This is a genomic window from Bacillus sp. BC08, from assembly GCF_054326875.1.
The window spans coordinates 317,280-342,500 of the sequence record NZ_JBTGPA010000034.1 but is presented as its reverse complement, the minus strand read 5'-3'; the positions used below and the strand labels follow the sequence as shown (position 1 = coordinate 342,500).

At 37.5% G+C, this 25,221-nt stretch carries 26 protein-coding genes, 12 tRNA genes, 2 rRNA genes and 4 riboswitches (1 of these 44 cut by a window edge); of the genes, 37 read left to right on the top strand and 3 right to left on the bottom strand.

From position 1 onward, the window contains the following. The 16 genes from ACXVYO_RS17910 to ACXVYO_RS17835 form a co-directional block, all read left to right on the top strand. A 23S ribosomal RNA gene (locus ACXVYO_RS17910) occupies window positions 1–1,147 on the top strand (it extends 1,775 nt beyond the left edge of the window). Window positions 1,148–1,249: 102 nt separating this feature from the next. Beyond that, window positions 1,250–1,365: ribosomal RNA gene (gene rrf / locus ACXVYO_RS17905) — 5S ribosomal RNA — on the top strand. Between the two features lie 8 nt (window positions 1,366–1,373). Then, window positions 1,374–1,448, top strand: a tRNA-Asn gene (locus ACXVYO_RS17900). Window positions 1,449–1,450: 2 nt separating this feature from the next. After that, window positions 1,451–1,542, top strand: a tRNA-Ser gene (locus ACXVYO_RS17895). Between the two features lie 17 nt (window positions 1,543–1,559). Continuing rightward, window positions 1,560–1,634: transfer RNA gene (locus ACXVYO_RS17890), tRNA-Glu, on the top strand. 4 nt (window positions 1,635–1,638) lie between these two features. Beyond that, window positions 1,639–1,714: transfer RNA gene (locus ACXVYO_RS17885), tRNA-Val, on the top strand. 24 nt (window positions 1,715–1,738) lie between these two features. After that, a tRNA-Met gene (locus ACXVYO_RS17880) sits at window positions 1,739–1,815 on the top strand. Between the two features lie 3 nt (window positions 1,816–1,818). Next, window positions 1,819–1,894 (top strand) — tRNA-Asp (locus ACXVYO_RS17875). An 8-nt stretch (window positions 1,895–1,902) separates the two neighbouring features. Next, window positions 1,903–1,978: transfer RNA gene (locus ACXVYO_RS17870), tRNA-Phe, on the top strand. Window positions 1,979–1,988: 10 nt separating this feature from the next. Beyond that, window positions 1,989–2,061, top strand: a tRNA-Thr gene (locus ACXVYO_RS17865). 6 nt (window positions 2,062–2,067) lie between these two features. Beyond that, a tRNA-Trp gene (locus tag ACXVYO_RS17860) sits at window positions 2,068–2,138 on the top strand. 9 nt (window positions 2,139–2,147) lie between these two features. After that, a tRNA-Ile gene (locus tag ACXVYO_RS17855) sits at window positions 2,148–2,224 on the top strand. An 8-nt stretch (window positions 2,225–2,232) separates the two neighbouring features. Further along, window positions 2,233–2,307 (top strand) — tRNA-Asn (locus ACXVYO_RS17850). Window position 2,308: 1 nt separating this feature from the next. Then, window positions 2,309–2,380: transfer RNA gene (locus tag ACXVYO_RS17845), tRNA-Glu, on the top strand. Window positions 2,381–2,509: 129 nt separating this feature from the next. Then, window positions 2,510–2,932 (top strand): CBS domain-containing protein, encoded by a 423-nt coding sequence (locus ACXVYO_RS17840; RefSeq protein ID WP_073518729.1) that lies wholly within the window; start codon window positions 2,510–2,512, stop codon window positions 2,930–2,932. Between the two features lie 294 nt (window positions 2,933–3,226). Further along, window positions 3,227–4,378 (top strand): DUF3965 domain-containing protein, encoded by a 1,152-nt coding sequence (locus ACXVYO_RS17835; RefSeq protein ID WP_458468072.1) that lies wholly within the window; start codon window positions 3,227–3,229, stop codon window positions 4,376–4,378. Window positions 4,379–4,606: 228 nt separating this feature from the next. On the opposite strand, the gene ACXVYO_RS17830 is transcribed toward ACXVYO_RS17835, so the two are convergent. Continuing rightward, entirely contained in the window at window positions 4,607–4,945 is a 339-nt protein-coding gene (locus tag ACXVYO_RS17830) for a hypothetical protein (RefSeq protein WP_458468071.1), read from the bottom strand. 5 nt (window positions 4,946–4,950) lie between these two features. Beyond that, on the bottom strand, window positions 4,951–6,111 hold the full coding sequence (locus tag ACXVYO_RS17825) for an SH3 domain-containing protein (RefSeq protein ID WP_458468070.1): 1,161 nt from the start codon (window positions 6,109–6,111) through the stop codon (window positions 4,951–4,953). A 269-nt stretch (window positions 6,112–6,380) separates the two neighbouring features. After that, window positions 6,381–6,492, top strand: a riboswitch (TPP riboswitch). A 60-nt stretch (window positions 6,493–6,552) separates the two neighbouring features. Next, a riboswitch (TPP riboswitch) is annotated at window positions 6,553–6,656 on the top strand. A gap of 82 nt (window positions 6,657–6,738) precedes the next feature. On the opposite strand from ACXVYO_RS17825, the gene tenA reads away from it, so the two are divergent. The 18 genes from tenA to kdpDN all read left to right on the top strand — a co-directional run bounded on the left by tenA (window position 6,739) and on the right by kdpDN (window position 21,710). Then, window positions 6,739–7,434: a thiaminase II gene (gene tenA / locus ACXVYO_RS17820; RefSeq protein ID WP_000666826.1), complete on the top strand. Its 696-nt coding sequence runs from the start codon at window positions 6,739–6,741 to the stop codon at window positions 7,432–7,434. Further along, window positions 7,403–8,152: an ABC transporter ATP-binding protein gene (locus ACXVYO_RS17815; protein WP_458468069.1), complete on the top strand. Its 750-nt coding sequence runs from the start codon at window positions 7,403–7,405 to the stop codon at window positions 8,150–8,152. The genes tenA and ACXVYO_RS17815 overlap by 32 nt, the downstream gene beginning before the upstream one ends. After that, window positions 8,152–8,904, top strand: a complete 753-nt coding sequence (locus tag ACXVYO_RS17810; protein WP_097818522.1) for an ABC transporter permease — start codon at window positions 8,152–8,154, stop codon at window positions 8,902–8,904. Before ACXVYO_RS17815 ends, ACXVYO_RS17810 begins: the two co-directional genes overlap by 1 nt. Beyond that, window positions 8,901–9,902, top strand: coding sequence for an ABC transporter substrate-binding protein (locus ACXVYO_RS17805; RefSeq protein WP_458468068.1), 1,002 nt, complete (start codon window positions 8,901–8,903; stop codon window positions 9,900–9,902). The genes ACXVYO_RS17810 and ACXVYO_RS17805 overlap by 4 nt, the downstream gene beginning before the upstream one ends. Before the next feature lie 10 nt (window positions 9,903–9,912). Further along, a complete protein-coding gene (gene tenI, locus ACXVYO_RS17800; protein ID WP_458468067.1) occupies window positions 9,913–10,533 on the top strand; it encodes a thiazole tautomerase TenI in 621 nt (206 codons plus the stop codon). Beyond that, window positions 10,526–11,635 (top strand): glycine oxidase ThiO, encoded by a 1,110-nt coding sequence (thiO, locus tag ACXVYO_RS17795; protein WP_458468066.1) that lies wholly within the window; start codon window positions 10,526–10,528, stop codon window positions 11,633–11,635. The genes tenI and thiO overlap by 8 nt, the downstream gene beginning before the upstream one ends. 15 nt (window positions 11,636–11,650) lie before the next feature. Then, complete coding sequence (thiS, locus tag ACXVYO_RS17790) at window positions 11,651–11,854, top strand: sulfur carrier protein ThiS (protein WP_458468065.1); 204 nt, start codon at window positions 11,651–11,653, stop codon at window positions 11,852–11,854. Window positions 11,855–11,856: 2 nt separating this feature from the next. After that, window positions 11,857–12,627 carry a thiazole synthase gene (thiG, locus tag ACXVYO_RS17785; protein ID WP_458468063.1) on the top strand — a complete coding sequence of 257 codons (771 nt, stop codon included), beginning with the start codon at window positions 11,857–11,859 and terminating at the stop codon, window positions 12,625–12,627. Next, complete coding sequence (locus ACXVYO_RS17780) at window positions 12,620–13,639, top strand: thiazole biosynthesis adenylyltransferase ThiF (RefSeq protein WP_458468061.1); 1,020 nt, start codon at window positions 12,620–12,622, stop codon at window positions 13,637–13,639. Before thiG ends, ACXVYO_RS17780 begins: the two co-directional genes overlap by 8 nt. A gap of 6 nt (window positions 13,640–13,645) precedes the next feature. Then, a complete protein-coding gene (thiD, locus tag ACXVYO_RS17775) occupies window positions 13,646–14,467 on the top strand; it encodes a bifunctional hydroxymethylpyrimidine kinase/phosphomethylpyrimidine kinase (RefSeq protein WP_458468059.1) in 822 nt (273 codons plus the stop codon). Between the two features lie 85 nt (window positions 14,468–14,552). After that, a riboswitch (cyclic di-AMP (ydaO/yuaA leader) is annotated at window positions 14,553–14,700 on the top strand. 93 nt (window positions 14,701–14,793) lie between these two features. Then, window positions 14,794–15,180, top strand: coding sequence for a hypothetical protein (locus ACXVYO_RS17770; protein ID WP_458468058.1), 387 nt, complete (start codon window positions 14,794–14,796; stop codon window positions 15,178–15,180). A gap of 16 nt (window positions 15,181–15,196) precedes the next feature. Further along, window positions 15,197–15,427 (top strand): hypothetical protein, encoded by a 231-nt coding sequence (locus ACXVYO_RS17765; protein WP_458468056.1) that lies wholly within the window; start codon window positions 15,197–15,199, stop codon window positions 15,425–15,427. 261 nt (window positions 15,428–15,688) lie between these two features. Beyond that, window positions 15,689–15,834, top strand: a riboswitch (cyclic di-AMP (ydaO/yuaA leader). Window positions 15,835–15,928: 94 nt separating this feature from the next. Then, entirely contained in the window at window positions 15,929–16,033 is a 105-nt protein-coding gene (locus ACXVYO_RS17760) for a SipW-dependent-type signal peptide-containing protein (protein WP_000887889.1), read from the top strand. After that, window positions 16,030–16,110 (top strand): K(+)-transporting ATPase subunit F, encoded by an 81-nt coding sequence (gene kdpF, locus ACXVYO_RS17755; protein ID WP_000150657.1) that lies wholly within the window; start codon window positions 16,030–16,032, stop codon window positions 16,108–16,110. Before ACXVYO_RS17760 ends, kdpF begins: the two co-directional genes overlap by 4 nt. A gap of 19 nt (window positions 16,111–16,129) precedes the next feature. After that, a complete protein-coding gene (kdpA, locus tag ACXVYO_RS17750) occupies window positions 16,130–17,797 on the top strand; it encodes a potassium-transporting ATPase subunit KdpA (protein WP_458468054.1) in 1,668 nt (555 codons plus the stop codon). 13 nt (window positions 17,798–17,810) lie between these two features. Beyond that, window positions 17,811–19,901 (top strand): potassium-transporting ATPase subunit KdpB, encoded by a 2,091-nt coding sequence (gene kdpB / locus ACXVYO_RS17745; RefSeq protein ID WP_458468052.1) that lies wholly within the window; start codon window positions 17,811–17,813, stop codon window positions 19,899–19,901. A gap of 16 nt (window positions 19,902–19,917) precedes the next feature. Further along, on the top strand, window positions 19,918–20,499 hold the full coding sequence (gene kdpC / locus ACXVYO_RS17740; protein ID WP_458468050.1) for a K(+)-transporting ATPase subunit C: 582 nt from the start codon (window positions 19,918–19,920) through the stop codon (window positions 20,497–20,499). A 56-nt stretch (window positions 20,500–20,555) separates the two neighbouring features. Continuing rightward, on the top strand, window positions 20,556–21,710 hold the full coding sequence (gene kdpDN, locus ACXVYO_RS17735) for a KdpD-like non-kinase potassium sensor (protein ID WP_458468048.1): 1,155 nt from the start codon (window positions 20,556–20,558) through the stop codon (window positions 21,708–21,710). A gap of 22 nt (window positions 21,711–21,732) precedes the next feature. Here kdpDN and ACXVYO_RS17730 read toward each other — a convergent pair whose 3' ends face one another. Further along, window positions 21,733–22,914 carry an MFS transporter gene (locus ACXVYO_RS17730; RefSeq protein WP_458468047.1) on the bottom strand — a complete coding sequence of 394 codons (1,182 nt, stop codon included), beginning with the start codon at window positions 22,912–22,914 and terminating at the stop codon, window positions 21,733–21,735. A 152-nt stretch (window positions 22,915–23,066) separates the two neighbouring features. Here ACXVYO_RS17730 and ACXVYO_RS17725 point away from each other — a divergent pair, with 152 nt between their 5' ends. The 3 genes from ACXVYO_RS17725 to ACXVYO_RS17715 all read left to right on the top strand — a co-directional run bounded on the left by ACXVYO_RS17725 (window position 23,067) and on the right by ACXVYO_RS17715 (window position 25,091). Next, the gene (locus tag ACXVYO_RS17725; RefSeq protein WP_458468082.1) at window positions 23,067–23,516 is read left to right on the top strand and encodes a MarR family transcriptional regulator; all 450 of its coding nucleotides are present in this window, start codon (window positions 23,067–23,069) and stop codon (window positions 23,514–23,516) included. A 128-nt stretch (window positions 23,517–23,644) separates the two neighbouring features. After that, window positions 23,645–24,499 (top strand): patatin-like phospholipase family protein, encoded by an 855-nt coding sequence (locus ACXVYO_RS17720; RefSeq protein ID WP_458468046.1) that lies wholly within the window; start codon window positions 23,645–23,647, stop codon window positions 24,497–24,499. A gap of 196 nt (window positions 24,500–24,695) precedes the next feature. Beyond that, a complete protein-coding gene (locus tag ACXVYO_RS17715) occupies window positions 24,696–25,091 on the top strand; it encodes a hypothetical protein (protein WP_064473913.1) in 396 nt (131 codons plus the stop codon). Window positions 25,092–25,221: the final 130 nt, after the last annotated feature.

Here is a 25,221-nt window from a genome sequence, read left to right as displayed (position 1 = left end):
GCAGTGAATAGGCCCAAGCGACTGTTTAGCAAAAACACAGCTCTCTGCGAAGCCGTAAGGCGAAGTATAGGGGGTGACACCTGCCCGGTGCTGGAAGGTTAAGGAGAGGGGTTAGCGTAAGCGAAGCTCTGAACTGAAGCCCCAGTAAACGGCGGCCGTAACTATAACGGTCCTAAGGTAGCGAAATTCCTTGTCGGGTAAGTTCCGACCCGCACGAAAGGTGTAACGATTTGGGCACTGTCTCAACCAGAGACTCGGTGAAATTATAGTACCTGTGAAGATGCAGGTTACCCGCGACAGGACGGAAAGACCCCGTGGAGCTTTACTGTAGCCTGATATTGAATTTTGGTACAGTTTGTACAGGATAGGCGGGAGCCATTGAAACCGGAGCGCTAGCTTCGGTGGAGGCGCTGGTGGGATACCGCCCTGACTGTATTGAAATTCTAACCTACGGGTCTTATCGACCCGGGAGACAGTGTCAGGTGGGCAGTTTGACTGGGGCGGTCGCCTCCTAAAGTGTAACGGAGGCGCCCAAAGGTTCCCTCAGAATGGTTGGAAATCATTCGTAGAGTGCAAAGGCATAAGGGAGCTTGACTGCGAGACCTACAAGTCGAGCAGGGACGAAAGTCGGGCTTAGTGATCCGGTGGTTCCGCATGGAAGGGCCATCGCTCAACGGATAAAAGCTACCCCGGGGATAACAGGCTTATCTCCCCCAAGAGTCCACATCGACGGGGAGGTTTGGCACCTCGATGTCGGCTCATCGCATCCTGGGGCTGTAGTCGGTCCCAAGGGTTGGGCTGTTCGCCCATTAAAGCGGTACGCGAGCTGGGTTCAGAACGTCGTGAGACAGTTCGGTCCCTATCCGTCGTGGGCGTAGGAAATTTGAGAGGAGCTGTCCTTAGTACGAGAGGACCGGGATGGACGCACCGCTGGTGTACCAGTTGTTCTGCCAAGGGCATAGCTGGGTAGCTATGTGCGGAAGGGATAAGTGCTGAAAGCATCTAAGCATGAAGCCCCCCTCAAGATGAGATTTCCCATAGCGTAAGCTAGTAAGATCCCTGAAAGATGATCAGGTTGATAGGTTCGAGGTGGAAGCATGGTGACATGTGGAGCTGACGAATACTAATAGATCGAGGACTTAACCATATAATATGAAGCAAATGTTATCTAGTTTTGAAAGAATATAAAAAACTTGTTGACTTTAAAAGTTAAATAAGTTACAATAATTCTTGTCTTAAATGAATACAGTCTGGTAATGATGGCAGAGAGGTCACACCCGTTCCCATACCGAACACGGAAGTTAAGCTCTCTAGCGCCGATGGTAGTTGGGACCTTGTCCCTGTGAGAGTAGGACGTTGCCAGGCAATATTATTCCGCAGTAGCTCAGCGGTAGAGCTATCGGCTGTTAACCGATCGGTCGTAGGTTCGATTCCTACCTGCGGAGCCATTGGAGAGCTGTCCGAGCTGGCCGAAGGAGCACGATTGGAAATCGTGTATACGTCACAAGCGTATCAAGGGTTCGAATCCCTTGCTCTCCGCCATAGGATTTATAATATTTGGCCCGTTGGTCAAGTGGTTAAGACACCGCCCTTTCACGGCGGTAACACGGGTTCGAATCCCGTACGGGTCACCACTTTGGAGGATTAGCTCAGCTGGGAGAGCACCTGCCTTACAAGCAGGGGGTCGGCGGTTCGATCCCGTCATCCTCCACCATATAAATTATATAAATAGTATTATCGCGGGGTGGAGCAGCACGGTAGCTCGTCGGGCTCATAACCCGAAGGTCGCAGGTTCAAATCCTGTCCCCGCAACCAAATGGTCCCGTGGTGTAGTGGTTAACATGCCTGCCTGTCACGCAGGAGATCGCCGGTTCGACCCCGGTCGGGACCGCCATTTATGTTGGCTCGGTAGCTCAGTCGGTAGAGCAGAGGACTGAAAATCCTCGTGTCGGCGGTTCGATTCCGTCCCGAGCCACCATTTTTTTTATGCCGACTTAGCTCAATTGGTAGAGCAACTGACTTGTAATCAGTAGGTTGGGGGTTCAAGTCCTCTAGTCGGCATCCTTTAGGGGCATAGTTTAAAGGTAGAACTGAGGTCTCCAAAACCTCCAGTGTGGGTTCGATTCCTACTGCCCCTGTAAGTATATGGGCCTATAGCTCAGCTGGTTAGAGCGCACGCCTGATAAGCGTGAGGTCGATGGTTCGAGTCCATTTAGGCCCACCATATATTATTCCGCAGTAGCTCAGTGGTAGAGCTATCGGCTGTTAACCGATCGGTCGTAGGTTCGAGTCCTACCTGCGGAGCCATGGCCCGTTGGTCAAGTGGTTAAGACACCGCCCTTTCACGGCGGTAACACGGGTTCGAATCCCGTACGGGTCATAAAAAAAGAGTCAGCATATTGCTGACTCTTTTTTATTTTGTAGAATCCTCCTTTATCGACTGATTTTCCTGAAATAAATAAAGGGATTTAGGAAAAGCTATGGTATGTATAAAAAGGAGGAGATACAAATGACACGAGTGAGAGACTTGATGAGCACTCATATTGTACAGTGTACACCGTTAGACAATGTATATGAGGCCGCTGTAAAGATGAAAGAAGAATCGATTGGATTGATACCGGTTGTTGAAAATGAGCAAGTTGTTGGTCTTGTTACGGATCGAGATTTAGTTGTTCGGGGGATTGCTGAAAAACATCCTGGATCTAATAAAATTACGAATGTAATGACAACAAACATTGTTTCAGTTTCTCCAGATGATTCTATTGAAAAGGCTACAGAGTTAATGGCACAGTATCAAATTAGACGATTACCAGTAGTTGAGAGTGGTCAACTCGTTGGAATGCTGGCACTAGGAGATTTAGCTATAAGAGAATCGGCAGATGATCAAGCGGGATTTGCTTTAAGTGAAATATCGGAGCAGCATACAGAATGAAGTGCGACTTTAATTAGTGGAATAAGTTACGTATAAAAATCAGATACATTGTTCTAGTATATAGGGTTAAACTAATATGTTAGCATGATGTATCTGAGCCATTATATAATAAGTATATAGGTAGTAATTTCGACAGTTTATTTAAATTTGTCATTCTTAATTTTAAATAAGAGAAAAAATGATATACTGATAGATATAAGTATTATGTAAGATTTCGAATATAGCAATATTTATTGTTAATGATGTAATAACGGATTAATATTTCCTATGTAGATAAAAGGGAAGGGGAATTATATGAGGGCTATACAGCGCGATCCAAATTGGAATTTGGTTACAGATACATATATAGAACCAAATAATTTCGCTGAATTATTTTCTTTACTTGTACCTTGTCATCCAAAAGGTGAAGGAAAAGAACGAACTATATTAGTGTGGAAAGAAAAAGAATTTTATAAAGAAGAAAATTTAGCTGCATTTATTGTATATGGAATGAATAAAGCAAAAAATTTACCACAGTTCCATAAAGATGAAATTCCAACTTTAGTACGCATTCTTCGCTTATGTCAAGAAATCGGTTGGTATGAAGAAGCGAATACTTTTATGGTGAATCAAGGACTTGCTGAGTTTGTTCACACTTCATTGGAATATGAAACGTGGGATCTTTTGACACAGGCGGTTGCTTTAAACTATTTAATTATTAAATATCGTATTGGTGAATTAACTGATGAGGATGTAGAAATTTGGGATAGAGTTAAATTTAATGAGAAATGTGTAACAGACTGTAAACATCTATTATCCCATAAAGAAGTATTAGAATTTACATTCTTTTATATGTGTAAGAGAGCTAAATCTCTATCAAAAGAGCAATTAAATAGTGATATGATGAGTCTAGCAATGTATTGTAATACTTTTGTGTATGACTTATATACACATGACTTATTACGAAAATATCGTAAGTGTACAGACTTCCTATCGTACTATGGACCTAGTCAAGCGGTGTTAGCTTGTCAAAGAGCTGTACTTTCTCAAATTTCAGATCGATTAGATCCATTGAAAACTACTCATGTAGATGATTATTTATATGTAATGAAAGAAATGATGGAGCATATGACGATAGGAATAATGGATCGATATAATCATTTTATCGGGAAGTTATTATCATATGTGCCATTTTTCGAAATGATTCAAGTTCCACAACATGCATATTATTGTGAAGAATTACTGTATATTTGTAAGGGCATTGAATATAAAGAAGAAATATTACGCAATTATATATTTATACAATTACATGATTGTTTACCATCATTCTTTAAACTATTTCTTAAAAATAAACGTTATGCAACGATTCATGACATTCTGTTCTATTGGTGTGATGATGAACAAAGAATGAGCTTAGAGAAAAAATATAATCTTAGCTTTATTTATGAAAAATATGCTTGCGGATAAAGAGCATTTTCTATATAAATTAAAAAGGATCTCAAGTTTATGTGAGATCCTTTTTTTATTAGTAAAACAAGGAGAACGCAATTAAGACGAGCAATAACATTCCATAAAGGAGAAATTGTGACGTATTGCTTCCTTGTATACCAAAAAAAGTATTTGTTTTTTTATATAAATTTAATATATATTTTAGCGGATTATCTTTGAAAGATCGGTACACAGTGTCTCCTCTTACTAAGCTTCTTGTTCGTGTTTCTTGTTTTTAGGAACATGAATGTACCTAGCTATGAATAATAAAACAGCCATAAAGAATACAGGAAATACGGTAGATAAATAAAAACCATTACTAATAATATTTGTTATTAGGGCACCTAATAGAAAGATGGCATTATAAATATGGGCAATTTTTTGTTTTAGTTGCACTTGAAAGGCTTCCATCATAATTTCTAAAGCAACAAAAGCAATGATAATAGATAAAAATACAGTGTTTGTATTGTAAATGATTAAACAACAGATTAAACCTAAAAAGGCTAAGTATTCAATTAAGAGAGGTATATTGATATTGCGTGGCATACAATTTACCTAACTAAATATGGCAGTGGGTTTACTGCATTTGTTTTTTCAAAATTCCATTCTCCATTGTGTAATTCAAAATGAAGATGTTGCCCGTATGAATGACCTGTGTTTCCCATATGACCTACTAATTGTCCAGCTTGTACTTGATCACCAACTTGTACAGTGCGATCTTTCATGTGAGCATAGACTGTTGTATATAATTTCCCGTTTATTTGATGGGAGATGAACACAACATTGCCATAGCTAGCTGAATAATATGATTTCACAACTTTACCTGCAGCTGCCGCCTGGATAGAGACATTACCTTGAGCTGCGATATCTATACCATAATGCATTTGTTCCCAGCGTATATCAAAGGTTGAGCTAATTCTTCCTTGAGTAGGGAATTTGAACACAGCTGGAATGGAAGTAGGTTGAGCTGTTTGAGCTTGTGATTGTGTTTGATTTTGCATCACATAATGTTTTGCCACGTATCCGTATCCTGTGCCAAAACGAATTTTATACCAAGTTCCCACAGTTTCCACTACTTGTATTTGTGTACCATTTTGTAATGAACCAAGTAGTGCACTATTTGTACTAGCGTTGCTACGTACATTAAGTTTAGGTGTTGCAACTGTGTATTTCGTATTATTTTGAACTGTGATGCCTTTTACTAAAGGCTGTGAACCATTAGACACGAACGCTTTTTGTACGTAACCTGTTTTGCCATTATGTAAAATTTTATACCACTCGCCTTGTTCTTCTTGAATGGTAACGAATTTCCCATTTGGTAATACATCTAAAATTGAAGATTCTAAATTAGGTTCAGAACGAACGTTTAATGCATTGGCATTAACAATGTATTGATTATTAGATTGAAGTTTGTTTTTTAGTAGAATAGCATCTTTTTGTACATAACCGACTTTATTATTAACAGATACTTTATACCAACCATTTGTTGTTTCAAGTATGTTTACTTTCGTATTAAAGCGAATTGTATCAATTGATGAGCTATTTGCGTTATCTTTTGTATGTAAGGCTACTTGATCGACTTTGACATATCCAATTTTCACATTAGATAATTGTTCAGCGTTGGCTGTTTGTACATTTGTTTCTCCCATAGAAGGAAGTAAAGAGGCAATTGCGATAGTAGTTGCTGTTAAAGCAGTAGCTTTCATATTCATATAATAGAGACCTCCTCTAGTTGTATAGTTGTAATTTTATTATAGTATAAAGATATAATATAGTGGGTGTATTCACATAAATGTAATATGAAATCAATATAAAAATAAATTTTTTGAGGATAATAATTCCTTTTTATCCAATTAATTGGGATTAAAATTTCTAAGATAGAATATAAGTATTATATAGTTTCGTTATTTTGTTGACAATTGAGAAAATTAAAACAGTTGATGATGTCTTATTACGATGTTATACTGACAGTGTTAATTTCATAGTTTGCTAGGAGAGCTGGTGTTGCCAGCTGAGAGTAGGCCGTAAGCCTTTGATCCTTTTCATTACCTGATCTAGATTATGCTAGCGTAGGGAAGCAATTCGGACACTAATAATGAGTCCCCGTTTCTTTGCGTATAGAAACGGGGCTTTTTTATTTGAAAATTTCATATTGAAACCACTAGGGGTGCTTGTTGTGCTGAGAGAGGAATAATCCTTAACCCTTATAACACCTGATCTAGGTAATACTAGCGAAGGGAAGTGGAGCAACGAATAAATTATAATTTTATTTGCTGTAACCACTTCTTATTTAGAAGTGGTTTTTTATTTATATACACATACCGGAAGGGGATAGGGAAATGAAATTTTGCGATAGATTATTAGAAACTGTACAACCAGTTTGGGAGATGAGTCATAATCATCCGTTTGTAGTAGGTATGGGGGATGGTACGTTAGAAAAAGATAAGTTTCAGTATTACATTATTCAAGATTATTTATATTTGTTAGATTATGCAAAGCTATATGCGATTGGTGTTGTAAAGGCAACGAATCCACAAGTAATGGGGAAATTCGCTGAACAAATTGATGGAATATTAAATGGAGAAATGACGATTCATAAACAGTATGCAAAAAGGCTTGGAATTTCTATAGAGGAGATAGAGTCAGCAAAACCATCTGCTAAAAATTTAGCTTATACAAATTACATGATGTCTGTATCTCAAAACGGCACACTTGCGGAATTAATAGCAGCACTTCTTCCATGTATGTGGAGCTATTGGGAAATTGGAAAGCGTTTAAATGATATTCCTGGAGCAAGAGATCATGAGTTCTTTGGAGAGTGGATTCAAGGATATAGTTCTGAAGAATACGGTAACCTTTGTATTTGGTTAATAGATTTATTAAATGAAATGGCAGTTGGAAAGTCTGAAAAAGAGCTAGATCGATTAGAGGAGATTTTCCTATATTCCAGTCGATTTGAATATTTATTCTGGGATATGTCCTATCGTAAGGAGATGTGGGGATTTGAGGAGCAAGAACATACTACAGTTTCATAATGTTTCTTTTCATTATGATGAGAAACCAATCATCAATGAATTAAATGCTTCTATACAAGATAAAGAGTTTGTAAGTATTATCGGACCGAGTGGATGTGGGAAAAGTACTTTATTTCGCCTTATTACAGGTTTAGAAGAAGCGAGTACTGGACAGATAGAGTTGACAGAAACAAAGAGCCATCCTGTAGGGTATATGCCCCAAAAAGATATGCTCCTGCCATGGAGAACGATTATTGAGAATGCGGCCTTGCCGCTAGAATGCCAAGGTGTACAGAAGAAAGAAGCACAAATAAAGGCAAAGGAACTGTTACATAAATTTGGCTTACAAGGATATGAGACAAAATATCCGAAAGATTTATCTGGTGGTATGAGGCAACGCGTATCTTTCATTCGAACTTTATTAACAGGCGGGGAGATATTGTTGTTAGATGAACCGTTTAGCGCGTTGGATGCTTTAACGAAGGCATCTTTGCAAGAATGGCTGTTTGAACAATGGAAAGAGTGGGAAAAAACAATTTTATTTATCACTCACGATGTGGAAGAAGCGTTGTTTCTTTCTAATCGAATTTTAGTAGTAGAGCAGCAACCGATAACTACTTTAACTGAGAGGGTTGTACCACTTGATCATAATCGAACAAGAAAAGATTTATATGAGCCTGAAGTGTTAGCACTTAAAGATGAGCTTCTTAGTATGTTACAAAGGCAGGTACTCGTATGATGAAGCGGTTGAAGGAGCTATTACCTGCTCTTACACTTTCTAGCATTTTACTTGCCTTTTGGGAAGTAGGCGCAAGAATCGTAGATGAAATGTACATTTTACCGTCACCGTCTGCCATTGTAATGAAGATATGGAAACTAAAAGATATATTATTCACAGTTCATTTGCCGGCAACATTATACGTTGTTTTAATAGGGGTGGCTATTTCTATCGTACTTGGGGTAGGGCTAGCGATGTTAATGAATGCGAGTAATTGGATGGAGAGAGCATTTTATCCACTATTAGTTGCTTCACAAACGATTCCTATTACAGCGCTTGCTCCGCTTTTCGTTTTATGGTTTGGATATACGATCTGGAGTAAGGTTGTTGTTACGGTTTTAATTACGTTTTTCCCAATTGCGGTCAATACGTATGATGGACTACGCAGTACGAAAAAAGAATGGGAAGAGCTTTTAGTTACGTACGGGGCAACGAAAAAAGATGTTTTTCTTAAATTAAAATTGCCGTCTGCTCTGCCTTATTTTTTCTCAGCTTTAAAAATTGCAGTTCCGCTTAGTGTGATTGGGGCAGCAATTGGTGAATGGCTCGGTGCACAAGCTGGGCTAGGGTATTTCAGTAAAAGAATGATGACGCAGTTAGACGGAGCGGGTGTATTTGCACCCATTGTATTGTTATCATTACTAGCTATTTTCTTCGTCATACTTATTTCGGTATTAGAAAAGAAATTCATTAGTTGGAGGAAGCATTCATGAAATTTTTAAAACGCATCTTTGTGTTTACATTATTAGTTGCAATGATTGCTGGATGTTCTAGTAATTCAGCATCAGATAAGAGTAAAAAAGACAAAGAAATAACGGTCATGCTTGATTGGTACCCAAATGCGGTACATAGCTTTATTTATGCGGCAATAGAAAAAGGCTACTTTAAAGAAGAGGGAGTAAAGGTGAATATTAAATTCCCTTCCAATCCGACTGACCCATTAACTTTAGCAGCTGCAGGAAAAGTAACAGTGGGCTTATATTATCAGCCAGATGTTGTCATGGCAAAAGCTAATGAACAAATTCCAGTGAAATCAATTGGAGCGGTCGTACGTTCACCATTAAATCATGTTGTATCGCTGAAATCAGCAGGCATTCAATCGCCGAAAGATTTAGAGGGGAAAACAGTTGGATATTCTGGAACACCTTTAAGTGAGATGTATTTAAAAACGATGGTAAAAGAAGCTGGTGGCAATCCAGATACAGTGAAAGTAGTCGATGTTGGCTTTGATTTAGTACCGGCACTAATTACGAAAAAAGTGGATGCGGTAACAGGGGCATACATTAACCATGAAGTACCTGTTATGCGTCATGAAGGCCATGAACCAGCATACTTTAATCCAGCTGATTACGGTGTACCAAATTATCATGAACTTGTATTTGTAACAGGTGATAAAACGTTGAAAAAAGATAAAGAAGCGTTACAAGCCTTCTTACGTGGTACGAAAAAAGGCTATGATTTTATGAAGAAAAATCCAGATGAAGCATTAAATATTTTATTAAATCATCAAGAAAAAGAAAACTTCCCACTTGTACCAGAAGTTGAAAAAGAAAGTATGAAAATTTTATTAGAGAAGATGGAAACGAAAGATGAGCCATTCTTATCGGATTCAAAAGAATCATGGGAGAAACAAAATAAATGGCTGAAGGATAAAGGAATGACGAAAGAAATCATTCCGGCCGATGAATTATTCGAAAACATTTTAAAGTAGGCGAATGAATATGAAAAATGAGCTTCATGTAATCTCAAATGGCCACATGACATTCGAAGAGTTGGTGAATGTAGCGATGCAAATTGAGAGTGAGATTGATTATTTGCATATTCGTGAGCGTGAGAAAAGTACGAAGGAATTGTATGAAGGTGTGGAAAGTCTTTTGAAGAAAGGCTTTCCGGCATCAAAAATAGTGATAAATGATCGAATTGATATTGCTATTTTATTAAACATTCCACGTGTGCAGCTAGGATATCGAAGTGCAAATGTAAGGTCAGTGAAAGAAAAGTTCTCTTATTTGCATGTTGGTTATTCTGTGCATTCTTTAGAAGAGGCGATCGATGCATTTAAGAATGGAGCGGATTCACTCGTCTATGGTCATGTATTTCCGACGGATTGTAAAAAAGGTGTGCCAGCGAGAGGGCTTGAAGAAGTTTCAGACATTGCAAAGTGTTTATCCATACCAATTACAGCAATTGGAGGAATCACCACGGAAAACACTAGGGATGTTCTGACTAACGGCGTCAGTGGTATTGCTGTTATGTCTGGGATTATAAGCAGTAGTAACCCGTATAGCAAAGCGAAATCTTATAAGGAATCAATAAGAAAGTGGGCGGAAAAACATGTGTAAGAAGTATGATGTAGCGATAATTGGCGGTGGTGTAATTGGTAGTTCAGTTGCACATTTTCTAGCAGAAAGAGGACATAAAGTAGCGATTGTAGAGAAGCAAAGAATTGCATCTGAAGCCTCGAAAGCAGCCGCTGGTTTACTTGGAGTTCAGGCAGAATGGGATGCATATGACCCACTATTTGAACTTGCTAGAGAAAGCCGTGCTATATTTCCACAACTTGCAGCAGTTTTACGTGAAAAAACAGGTATCGATATTGGGTATGAAGAGAAAGGCATTTATCGTATTGCCCAAAATGAAGAGGAGAAGGAAAGAATTCTTCACATTATGGATTGGCAGCAGAAAACAGGTGAAGATTCTTACTTTCTAACGGGAGATCGTTTACGAGAGAAAGAACCATTTCTTTCTGAGTCAATTATAGGTGCTGTATATTATCCGAAAGATGGTCATGTTATTGCACCGGAGCTTACGAAAGCATTCGCACATTCTGCATCATTTTCGGGTGCTGATATATATGAACAGACAGAAGTATTCGATATTCGTATTGAAAATAATAAAGTGACTGGGATTGTGACGAGCGAAGGGATTATCACATGTGAGAAGGTTGTTATTGCGGGTGGTTCATGGAGTACGAAGTTACTGCGTCATTTTCACCGTGAATGGGGTACATATCCAGTTAAAGGAGAAGTAGTAGCGGTAAAAAGTAGAAAACCACTTATAAAGGCGCCTATTTTTCAAGAAAGATTTTACATTGCACCAAAGCGCGGCGGACGTTACGTAATTGGAGCGACGATGAAGCCTCATACGTTTAATAAAACTGTGCAGCCAGAAAGTATTACTTCTATATTAGAGCGCGCATATACAATATTGCCAGCTTTAAAAGAAGCAGAGTGGGAAAGCACATGGGCAGGATTAAGACCACAATCGAATCACGAAGCTCCTTATATGGGAGAGCATGAAGAAATAAAAGGTTTATATGCTTGTACTGGGCATTATCGAAACGGTATTTTATTAAGTCCTGTTTCTGGTCAGTATATGGCGGATTTAATAGAAGGAAAGCAGGAGAATCACTTGCTAGATTCATTGCTTTCTAAAACAGTTTAGAAAGGGGCTGGAAGTTTGAATTTGAAAATTAATGGTAATCAAATTGAAGTGCCAGAGAGTGTAAAAACAGTAGCTGAGCTACTTACACATTTAGAGTTAGAAAACAGAATTGTTGTAGTAGAGCGTAATAAAGATATTTTACAAAAAGATGATCATGCAGATACATCTGTTTTTGATGGAGACCAAATTGAGATTGTAACTTTCGTAGGAGGCGGTTGATTATGTTAAACATTGGACCATTTTCATTTCATTCTAGACTTTTATTAGGAACAGGAAAATTCCCTGATTTTGATGTGCAGCAAAAGGCAATTGATGTATCTGAGGCGGAGGTTTTAACGTTCGCAGTACGTCGTATGGATATATTTGATGCAAAGCAGCCTAATTTATTAGAGAAACTTGATGTAAAAAAATATAAGTTATTACCGAATACAGCTGGAGCAAAAAATGCCGAAGAAGCGGTTCGTATTGCAAAATTAGCAAAAGCTTCGGGGCTTTGCGACATGATTAAAGTAGAAGTTATTGGTGATGATAAAACGTTATTACCTGATCCAGTAGAAACGTTAAAGGCATCTGAAATGTTACTAGAAGAAGGGTTTATCGTTCTTCCGTATACATCTGATGATGTTGTATTAGCACGTAAATTACAAGAACTGGGTGTGCATGCAATTATGCCAGGAGCATCACCAATCGGTTCAGGGCTTGGTATTGTAAATCCGTTAAATTTAAGCTTCATTATCGAACAAGCGACAGTACCAGTTATCGTTGATGCTGGTATCGGTAGCCCAGCTGATGCGGCGTTTGCGATGGAATTAGGAGCGGATGGTGTGTTATTAAATACTGCTGTGTCGGGAGCAAAAGATCCAATTAAGATGGCATATGCAATGAAATTAGGTATCGAGGCAGGGCGCATTGGCTTTGAAGCGGGTCGTATTGCACGTAAACGTTGTGCGACAGCAAGTAGTCCTTTAGAAGGAATGAGCGTAGTTGAATAATCGATATTCTCGCCAAGAATTATTTTTTCCAATTGGAGAAGAAGGACAACGAAAGATAAGAGAAAAGCATGTGCTCATTATCGGTGCAGGTGCATTAGGTAGTGCAAATGCGGAGATGTTTGTAAGAGCTGGTGTTGGCACAGTAACGATTGTTGACCGGGATTATGTCGATTGGAGTAATTTACAAAGGCAGCAATTGTATGCAGAGAGTGATGTAGAAAATAACCTTCCGAAGGCTGTAGCGGCAAAAAAACGTCTAGAAGAGATCAATCGTGAAGTAAGGATAGAAGCTCTCGTTCAAGACGTAACAGCTGAAGAATTAGAAGAACTCGTTACAAACGTTAATGTAATTATTGATGCAACTGATAATTTCGAAACACGTTTTATCGTAAATGATATAGCGCAAAAATATTCTATTCCATGGATTTACGGAGCATGTGTAGGGAGTTACGGCCTTTCTTACACAATTCTTCCAAGTAAAACGCCATGTTTATCTTGTTTATTACAATCGATTCCGCTTGGCGGAGCGACATGTGATACAGCGGGCATTATATCTCCTGCTGTATCTCTCGTCGTTTCTCATCAAGTAACGGAAGCTATGAAACTGTTGGTGGAAGATTATGAATCGCTTCGAGATGGACTTGTGTCGTTTGATGTATGGAAGAATGAATATTCATGTATGAATGTGCAAAAGCTTCGTAAGCATAATTGTCCTTCGTGTGGAGAGAATGCGATATACCCGTATTTAAATAAAGAAAACACATCGAAAACAGCAGTTTTATGCGGGAGAAATACAGTTCAAATTAGACCACCTCATAAAGAAGAAATGGATTTTGAACGATACAAAGAATTGCTGAATGATCGTGTAAATGATTTAAATGTAAATCCATATTTATTATCATTTTCTGTGGAAGAAAAGAGATTAGTTGCTTTTAAAGATGGACGTGTACTTGTACATGGAACGAAAGATATAAGCGAAGCAAAAACAATTTATCATCGCTATTTTGGATAGAAAAGGATGAGTGGAATGAAAGTAAATAAAGCTTTAACAATTGCAGGATCTGATAGTGGCGGCGGTGCCGGCATTCAAGCAGATTTAAAAACATTCCAAGAACTTGGTGTGTATGGGATGACGGCTATTACGGCAATTACTGCTCAAAATACGCTTGGCGTTCAAGGGGTATATCCAGTTCCGTTAGAAGGGATTACGGAACAGTTGAATTCAATTGGTACAGATTTAACACCTGATGCTGTGAAACTAGGAATGTTATTTAGCGGTGAAATAATTCAAATTGTAGCAGAACATATTAATAAATTTGGCTGGAATAATATTGTACTAGACCCTGTTATGATTGCTAAGGGTGGTGCATCATTATTACAACAAGAAGCAGTACAAGCATTAAAAGAATATTTATTACCAGTAGCAACAGTTGTAACACCGAATGTTCCTGAGGCAGAAGTGTTAACTGGGATGGAGATTCATAATGTTGAAGATAGTAAGGAAGCTGCGAAAGTACTGCATGAATTAGGTGCGAAATACGTGCTTATGAAAGGCGGACATGCAGAATATCAAGGTAATGAAGTAATTGATTTACTCTTTGATGGAGAAACGTTTATCGAATTTAGAAGTGAACGAATTCCTTCAAAGCAAACGCACGGAAGCGGGTGCACATTTGCTTCAGCGGTTACAGCAGGACTTGCGAAAGGCTACTCCATTGAAGAGGCAGTTCAAGAAGCAAAACGATTTATTAGTATAGCAATTGAAGAGCCGTTGAATATTGGAAGCGGTCATGGACCGACGAATCATTTTGCATATAAGATGAATAATACACGTGTATAAAGACATGAGAAGCCAGTTTGTTAACTGGCTTTTTTTCTGTTTACTTTTTCCAAATACAGGAGTAATATATCAGCCAGAATACATTTTTTGTAATACGCTGAGTCCAAATATAAGGAGCGGAGGAACCAATTTGTGCAGTGTCACTAGGGGTGAATCTTTCAATTTTGAAAGTAGGGCTACTCTCAAAGTCCGAATCCGACAGCTAACTTCGTAAGCGTCTTGAGAGAGGACGGTGCCATGATGGATACATCACTTCATCGATCTGATTAGTATAGGGGAATATCAATCTATGTTTGATTTCTTTTATGCTAAGGAGGATGAGGTACATGGAACTAACACTTATTTGTGTTGGAGAAGAAAGCAAGGTAAATAGTTTAAGAGATTTAGTAGCATTTCAACATGAGTTAATCATTTTTACAGCAAATGAAGAAATAGCGGATGAAGTTAGGGATTGTGGATTTGATTGGACGTATAGTTGTAGTAAGGAGCAGGATTTTACTAGTATTTGTGAGTGTATTAAAAAGGTGATTTTACTAGGTGATGAGCTTCCAATCGTTAGCTTCTTTACAGAACACATTCGCTTTTCTTTTCAAGCGCCTATTACTGTTGTTACAAGGAATAAACGATATCCAGCGAGGCTCTATGAAATAATAGGAGCTACATTTGTCGTGTTTACGAATTGTGATAATATTTCTTTTTTATTTTTTGAATAGGGCGGGGGAAATGAAGATGAAAGTGTTGTTAGTAGGAGATATAGCGAATCGTTGGGCGGTATCGGTAGAGCGAGTTCAAGAATTGGTGGTGCTTGACCCTATTTTTCCAAGGCCCTATATTATATTGCCATCGAAAGACGCTTTATACTTAAAAACAGATGTTATCGAATATGAGCAGCTACATGCAGAATTGTCACAAGTTTATATTCGTGGGAGAAATTTAGGTGCTTTTTTACGAGGGGAATAAATAGTGAATGAAAAAAGAGCGAATGCGAAGTGCAACAAGCTATGCACTTCATGTCATTCGCTCTTTTTATTTCGTATTTAAAAGATCATTTCTGTGAAAAAGAAAGAAAAGACGAGAAAATAGATGAGAGGATATTAATAATACTTAATGTAAGCGTTTAAATAGATAGATATTTTCTTATTTTCAGTAATTTTCCTCTTTACAAGTGAAATATAGAGGAGTATATTTACTCTCATAAATCATTCATGAAATTTCCAAAAAAACCTAAAATCGCTGAGTTCCAGAAATGGAGCGGGGGAACCAATTTTGTGCATCGTCACTTGGGGTGAATCTTTCAGTTTTGAAAGTAGGGCTACTCTTTAGGCCCGAATCCGACAGCTAACCTCGTAAGCGTTTAGAGAGGAGGTTTACTTTGTGTTGTTCATTTCGAACACTAAGTAGAGCTTAGTGTTCTTTTTTTGATTAATTGATGGTAAATTTTTACAAAAGGAGAGGGTATCTATGCTAGATGTTGTAATGATCGGGATTTTTGTTGTGTTAGTTGCATCGATGGCAAGTCTTGCAAGTTGGTCAGATAAAGTTGTGAAAGAAGGGAAGCAATCATGACGATTGCCTTATCGGTTATTGTTGGAGCAATTACGGTGTACTTAGTGTATGCATTATTAAATCCGGAAAAGTTTTAATTAGGGGGAGTCATTCATTATGATCTGGGTCGCAGTTGTTATTACAATGCTGTTGTTTATTCTTGTGGCAAAGCCAACGGGAATTTATTTAGAGAAAGCCTTTCAAGGGAGTAAAAAGCTAGATAAAGTATTCGGGCCTTTTGAAAAACTTATTTTTAAAATTACGGGTGTAAAAGAATACAATCAAACGTGGAAACAGTACGCGTTGTCATTAGTTTTATTAAATGGATTTATGATTGTTGTCGTATATTTCATTTTCAGACTACAAGGAGTATTGCCATTAAATCCAGCACACATTGAAGGAATGGAGCCTACGCTCGCCTTTAATACAGCAATTAGTTTTATGGCTGATACAAACTTACAGCATTATAGCGGTGAAAATGGTTTATCTTATTTAGCACAATTAATCGGAATTACATTTTTAATGTTTGCAGCACCGGCAACGACGTTAGCACTCGTTATGGCATTTATAAGAGGGCTCGCTGGAAAAGAGCTCGGTAACTTTTTCGTTGATTTTACGAGAGCTTTAACGAGAGTATTTCTTCCTATCGCATTTATTGCGGCACTAGTCTTTGTCGCACTTGGTGTACCACAAACGTTAGACGGTGCCGTTACCGCACAAACGATTGATGGCGCGAAACAAAGTATTTTACGTGGGCCTGTTGCATCATTCGTGTCCATTAAGGAACTTGGAAATAACGGTGGTGGGTTTTTCGGAGCAAACTCTACGCACCCTTTTGAAAATCCAGGGCAAATGAGTAATATTTTGCAAATGATGCTTATGATGCTACTGCCAACAGCACTTCCATTTACGTACGGACGAATGGTAGGCAATAAAAAGCAAGGACGTATCCTTTTCGTATCATTGTTCATGGTCTTTTTACTAGGATTTATAACGATTACGACATCTGAATTACATGGGAATCCAGCGTTAAATGGAATGGGTATTGAACATGTACAAGGAAGTACAGAAGGAAAAGAGGTACGATTTGGAACGGTATTTTCTTCACTATACGCAACAGTAACGACAGCTGCTGAAACGGGAGCCGTTAATACGATGCACGATACGTTAACACCAATTGGCGGGTTAGTACCACTTGTAAATATGATGTTAAATACAGTATACGGCGGCGTTGGAGCTGGCTTTGTGAACATTATTATGTATGCGATTATCGCAGTCTTTATATCTGGATTGATGGTTGGACGGACGCCGGAGTTTTTAGGTAAGAAAATTGAAGGTAAAGAAATGAAATTAATTGCGGTAACAATACTATTTCATCCACTGCTTATTTTAGGATTTTCAGCATTAGCTCTTTCAACAAGTTTAGGAACGGATGCCATTTCTCATTCCGGTTTCCACGGTTTAACGCAAGTGGTATATGAATATACATCGTCAGCTGCGAATAACGGATCTGGATTTGAAGGGTTAGCGGATAATACACCATTTTGGAATATTACAACTGGTTTAGTTATGTTTTTAGGCCGCTATTTCAGTTTAATTACGATGCTAGCTGTTGCAGCTTCATTGAAAGAAAAGACGGTAGTACCAGAAACAGTCGGGACATTCCGTACGGATAATAGTTTATTTGGTGGTATTTTTATCGGAACGATTGTAATTGTCGGTGCGTTAACATTTTTCCCGATGTTAGTACTTGGCCCAATTGCAGAATTTCTTACATTGAAGTAATGGAGGGTAAATGATGAGACCGGTAGTAGTAAAAGAAAAAAGAGTAAATGAGTCACAAATACATGCTGTAGAAGATGAAGTTAGACAAGCAAAAACGATGGATCGTGATATTGTGAAACACGCAATGAAGCAATCCTTTGCGAAATTGAACCCGAAAGTCATGATAAAGAATCCAATTATGTTTGTTGTAGAAATTGGATTTATCATTACGTTCATTTTATCTTTTCTTCCAAGTCATTCTAGCAGTGTACCAGGATGGTTTAATATAACAGTTTCTCTCATTCTCTTATTTACAGTTTTATTTGCTAACTTTGCAGAAGCGTTAGCGGAAGGACGGGGGAAAGCGCAAGCCGATTCTTTAAAACAATCGAAGAAAGATGTGTTTGCAAATGTTGTAAAAGAAAATGGAGATATTGTTCAAGTTTCAGCAACTGATCTGAGAAAAGGTGATGTTGTTATTGTAAAACAAGGAGAAATGATTCCAAGTGATGGGGAAGTTATAAAAGGATTAGCGTCTGTTGATGAATCTGCGATTACAGGTGAATCCGCTCCTGTTATAAAAGAAGCGGGCGGTGATTTTTGTTCCGTAACAGGTGGTACGATGGTCGTCAGTGATGAAATTACGATTGTCATTACGAGTAATCCAGGTGAATCCTTTATTGATAAAATGATTTCGTTAGTAGAAGGGGCTGCTCGTCAAAAAACGCCGAATGAAATTGCTTTAAATACAGTATTAACGAGCTTAACTCTTATTTTCTTAATAGTAGTTGTGACGTTACCAATCTTTACGAACTATTTAGGATTTCAAATTGATACAGCTGTACTTGTTGCGTTGTTAGTTTGTTTAATTCCAACGACAATTGGTGGGTTATTATCAGCGATTGGTATTGCTGGAATGGACCGCGTGACAAAGTTTAATGTGTTAGCAATGTCGGGTAAAGCAGTAGAAGCTGCGGGTGATATTAATACAATCATTTTAGATAAAACAGGTACGATTACTTTCGGGAACCGGATGGCACATACACTACTTCCTGTAGGGAATGAAACGATTGAGCAAGTAGGAAAATGGGCTGCGATTAGTTCAGTCTTAGATGAAACACCAGAAGGCCGATCTGTTATCGAATATGTAAAAACGAAAGCTCTATTATATGATAGAGCACTTGCAGAACAAGGTGAATTTGTTCCATTTAAAGCAGAAACGAGAATGAGTGGTGTCGATTTACAGGATGGAACGAAAGTGAGAAAAGGTGCTGTCGGTGCCGTTATTGAATGGGTTAGGTCACAAGGCGGAACGATTCCGAAAGATGTAAATCAAAAAGCAGATTTCATTTCAAAAGAGGGCGGAACACCCCTTGTCGTTGCAGTGGATAGTCGTATTTACGGTTTAATTTATTTAAAGGATACAGTCAAACCAGGTATGCGTGAACGTTTTGAACAATTGCGCCAAATGGGGATTAAAACAGTTATGTGTACGGGTGATAACCCATTAACAGCAGCAACCATTGCAAAAGAAGCAGGGGTAGATGAATTCGTTGCCGAGTGTAAACCAGAAGATAAAATTGCGGTTATTAAAGCAGAGCAAGATAAAGGGAAACTTGTAGCGATGACAGGTGATGGTACAAATGATGCTCCGGCACTAGCGCAAGCTGACGTTGGATTAGCGATGAATAGTGGGACGACAGCTGCGAAAGAAGCAGCAAATATGATTGATTTAGATTCGAACCCGACAAAAATTATTGAGGTTGTAGGAATCGGTAAGCAATTGTTAATGACGCGTGGTGCGTTAACGACGTTTAGTATTGCGAATGATATCGCGAAATATTTCGCTATCATTCCAGCGATGTTTACACTTGCGATTCCGCAAATGGAAGCATTAAACATTATGAAATTAACATCACCACTGTCAGCAATTTTATCAGCATTAATATTTAATGCAGTTATTATTCCGTTACTTATTCCATTGGCGATGAAAGGTATCGCATATAAACCGATGAGTTCGAATGCACTACTGGGCCGAAACCTACTTATTTATGGGCTTGGTGGAGTGATTGTACCGTTCATTGGAATTAAAGTAATTGATATAATTGTCGGCTTGTTTATATAAGGAAGAGGGGAAAGAGATGGCGAAGAAACAAAGTATACTATCACCAATCATCCGTATTACTTTTACATTTTTAGTGTTGTGCGGCCTTGTATACCCGCTTGTTGTTACTGGTATTGCACAAGCAGTGATGAAGGATAATGCGGATGGAAGTCTAATATATAATGATAAAGATGAAGTGATTGGTTCTAAATTAATTGGTCAAAATTTCACGGATCCACGTTATTTTCATGGGCGTGTTTCTAGTATTGAATATAAAGCAGAAGCATCAGGGTCTAATAACTATGCACCGTCTAATCCAGATTTAGAGAAACGAGTAGAGAAAAGTATTGAGGAGTGGAAGAAACAAAACCCCACTGTTCCAGTTACAGAAGTACCGATTGATTTAGTGACGAATTCAGGTTCAGGGCTTGATCCTGATATTAGTCCGAATGCAGCTTCTGTACAGGTAGAGCGTATCTCAAAAATAACGAAAATTCCGAAAGAAACGTTAGATCAATTGATTAAAGATCAAACGGAAGGTGCGGCACTTGGCTTATTTGGAGAGAACCGCGTAAACGTTTTAAAGTTAAATTTAGAATTACAGAAACTACTGAAATAGTAACAGTGCTACCTCAATCTAACGGATTGAGGTAGCGTTGTTTCGAAAGAAAGGTTGTGAGTGTTTTGTATGCGGATGACTATAAACCAACTTTTCAAAGGCGAACACCAGAAGAGTATTTAGAATATATTCGTCAGCAAAACCGCGGGAAGTTAAAGCTATATGTAGGAGCGGCTCCAGGAGTAGGAAAAAGTTATAAAATGCTCTTTGATGCCAGAGAGATGAAAAAGGATGGTACGGATATTGTAATTGGTTTAATTGAAACGCACGGGAGAAAAGAGACGGAAGACGCAATTGCTGATTTAGAAAAAGTTCCTTTAAAAGAAATAGAGTATAAAGGGAAAGTATTTTATGAACTCGATGTGGAAGGAATTATAAAACGTGCACCGCAAGTCGTTGTTGTGGATGAACTCGCGCATAGTAATATTCCTGGATCTAAAAATAAGAAACGTTATATGGATGTACAGGAATTGCTAGATGCCGGTATATCCGTCTTATCAGCATTTAATATTCAACATTTAGAAAGCGTTCATGATATTGTAGCTCAAATTACGAATGTCAAAGTGCGAGAACGTATTCCAGATTTCATTTTACAAAAAGCAAATGAAATTCAGCTTGTTGATGCAACGCCCGAGGTATTAAGGAAGAGATTAATAGACGGGAAGATATATAAAGAAGAAAAAATAGAGCAAAGCTTACAAAATTTCTTCACGCTTAATAATTTAGGGGCACTAAGAGAATTATCACTTCGGGAAGTTGCCGATGATATGGACGAGAAAATTAGTCAAACCGTTATAGAACCGATTGGCGTGAAAGAAAAAATTCTCGTTTGTGTACAATACAGTTCAACAGCAGAGAAGTTAATAAGACGGGGATGGCGCATGGCGGATCGGTTAAACGCTGAATTGTATGTATTAAATGTTGAAAGAGAAAATATAGAGTCTCTTGCAGCAGGGAAAAAGCAAACGATTGAAGAGTGGAAGTTGCTAACGAATCAATTTGATGCGAGTTTTGTTTTAGAAGAGGCAAAAGGAAGAAAGCCAGCGGATGTTATTATTGAAGTTGCGAAAAGACTACAAGTAACGCAAATTCTACTCGGACAATCGGCAAGAACACGTTGGGAAGAAATACGAAAAGGTTCAATTGTAAATGAAATTATGAGGCAAACGAAGTATATTGATATTCATATCGTTGCAGATCAAAGAGTTTAGAATAGAGACCATCTATAGGTCTCTATTTTGCTTTTTGTACAGCCTGAAAACGTAGTATTTTCATTGCGCATAAAATGATAAATAGAAATGTAATTGCACCTAGGAAGAAAATCCAAAAGTAATTTTGATTAAATACAAGAAATCCACCTACAAGTGGCCCTGTGCCCATACCGAGATAGCGAATAAAGTTGTACATACCGATAGCAGTTGCGCGTTCTTGTACGAATTCTTCCGTTAATAAAGTAGTGTGAGTTGGCATAGAAAGTCCCATACTAAAACCGTATAAAGATGTAACGATAATGATGAATGAGATATTGATGCTATATGTGAAAGAGAATAAAGTGACACATATAGTATTGAAGAAACTAGTGATGAATAAAGCTTGCTTTGTTGTGAGGCGTTTTTGCAAAAGCTTGTAGCAATAACTTCCTAACATAATAGAAAGGGACATCGGTACAAATATAAGACCAATTTTACTTGCAGTTAAGTGAAATGAATTTGTTAAAATGCTTGGTAAAAAAACGAGGAAGCAAAAGTAAATACAAAATTGAATGAAGCCAATAAGAGTAATAGAAAATCCAGTTTTATTTTTTAAGATAAACCAATAACTCTTTTTTGCTTGCGGTTGCTTACTTACAGTTGGTTTTGTTTCTGGAAGTAGTGAAATATTTATAATTAATAAGAGAATGCCAAGTGTAGATAAAAATAAAAATACGTATAAATGGCCATTTATACTGCCGAGATAACCACCTATAAGAGGACCAATTGCAGGTGCGAGAGCAAGTAACATTTGATACAGGCTCATCGCTTCTCCGCGTTCTTTTCCTTTAAATAAATCACCAATAATCGTTGCTGCAACTACAGGGATAGCGGCTATTCCTATAGCTTGAACAGCCCTGAAAAATAGAAATAAATAAACGTTCGCCGAAAAAGCACATCCGATTGAACCAATTGTACTAATGATTAAACTAGGGATAAGGACATATTTTCTCCCCTTTGTATCAATTAAAGGTCCGTATATGAGCTGCATAATTGCAAGAACGAATGTGAATAGTGAAACTGTTAAATTTACTAGATAAAGAGAAGTGTGAAAAGAAGCTTGAATCATAGGCAAGATAGGTGTGTAAATATTTTGAGCGAAGGAACCGAGTAAGGCACTCATACAGACGACATATAAAATGAAATGTAGTTTGTTTTTTTTCATTATGTTAACCTCCTTGTTATTTAGTTTCCTTGGAAACTAAATTTATTTTAACATGATTTTCTCACTTGTAAATATGAAAAAATGATTTTAAAATGGTATATAGTTAAATTGTTTCTTTGGAAACCTAGGGGGCGAACGGATTGGAACGTACAATGAAACAAGTGGAAATACTTTCGGACATTCGTACACTTTTGCATAAAAAAGAAGAACATTCGAAAGGGCAAAATGAGAAGTTTCTTCGTGAAACAGGTATAAGTGGTATGTCTTTATCTGAATTACATGTTATCGAGTGTATTGGAAAAAATACTCTGATGAATGTGACTGCTATTACGACAGAAATGGGAATGACGAAGGGCGCAATCTCTAAAATTTGTACAAAGTTGTTTCAAAAGCAATTCGTTGAGAAGATGCAAATGTTAGATAATCAAAAAGAAATTTTCTTCCGCTTAACGGAAAGCGGAAATGAAATATATAAAGCTCATGATAAATTGCATAAACAAGCTGAAGAAAAGTGGCTGTTATTGTTAGATGGATATACGGAAGAAGAGCAAGGTTTTATTCAAAGGTTTATAAAGGATGTCTCCAAACATTTGGAAATATAATTGGAAGAAAAAACTCCTTTTTTTCAAGTCTTTTGAATATAATTTCTAAAAGAACTCATATATAATAGAAACAGATACTTAACATAGTGAATAATTAAAGAGTCAATATATAAAGAGGAGAGAATAACATGCTTGAAAATACGGGATTAGTATTAGAAGGCGGCGGTATGCGTGGTGTATATACGGGGGGGATATTAGAATATTTTATGGAACAAGATTTATATTTTCCATATGTAATCGGTGTATCAGCTGGTGCTTGTCATGCAGCGTCGTATCTTTCCAGACAAAGAAATAGAAATAAAACAGTAAATATTGATTATGCATCACATCCGAAATATTTATCGTATAAAAATTTATGGAGAAAACGCCAATTGTTTGATATGGAGTTCATTTTTCATGAAATTCCAGAAAAGCATGTACCGTTTGATTTTGAAACATACTTTAATAGTCCAGAGCGTTTCCTTGTAGGCACAACAGATTGTGAAACAGGACAGTCTGTTTATTTTGAAAAAGAGGGAACAAATGATGATGCACTAAATTTATTACAAGCATCTAGTTCATTACCTTTCATTGCACCTGTAGTAAATTACCGTGGTAAGCAGTTATTAGATGGAGGAATTTCTGATCCGATTCCAGTTCGTAAAGCGCAAGAAGATGGATTTGAAAAATCAGTCGTTATTTTAACGAGAAATCATGGTTATGCTAAGAAAAAATCAAAGTTTGGATGGGTGGCAGCGAAAGCTTATAAAAAATATCCGAACCTTGTTAATACGATGTTAAATCGTTATGAAGTATATAATGAAACACTTCACTACATTGAAAAAGAAGAGCAAGCGGGGAACTTATTTGTTATTCGTCCAGAAGTACAACTTCAAGTAGATCGTATGGAAAAAGATACGGCAAAACTACAAAATTTATATGAGCAAGGCTATGAAGATGCAAAGAGACAGTTTGCAGATTTACAGTCGTTTTTACAAAAATAAGTATGAGGCTGTGGAGAAGAATTTCTCCGCAGTCTTTTTATATTGCCACTTATACGTTACTTTTTTAAAAATGTATTAATGTTTAAGTGTTTAAAGAGTTTGTAAAACATCGGGTTTCTTATTGAGGAGAATTTATTTGAAGGATATTATGATGATGTAGCGCTACTAAACTATTAAATTTATGAGGTGATTGTTAATGAAAGGAAAAGTCTTTTCAATTACGACTTTAGTAATATTAGCAACATCAATCTCAACAAGTGCATTCTATCCAACTCTAAGCGGTCACAAAAGCGGTAACCTACTATCTTACAGAGCTCAAACTACTACGAATCAAAATGCATCTCGTTGTTCAGTAGCAATTTCTTTTATTAAATCAAATGGAAATAATTCATATATTGAAAGCGCTTCAGACAAATTAGGATCCCATGAATCTGGAAGAGCATTAAACGCAACTGTGAGTAATGGTGCATATAACGCCTTTGGTGCAAAAGGACTATACTCTGAGCATTATGCTAATGAGAATAATGACTATCAAGAAGATACACACAAAGGTACTTTTGATAGTAATGGTAACTTACGATTACAGTGGTAAAAAGCATTAAACAGTTGTCTTTATAAATATTTGGATAAGGAGAAGGGGATGTTTATCATCTCCTTCTTATCTAAAAGGAGCAGAGACATGTATTTAGCTTTTAAAAATATAAAAAACAATAAACTGTTTT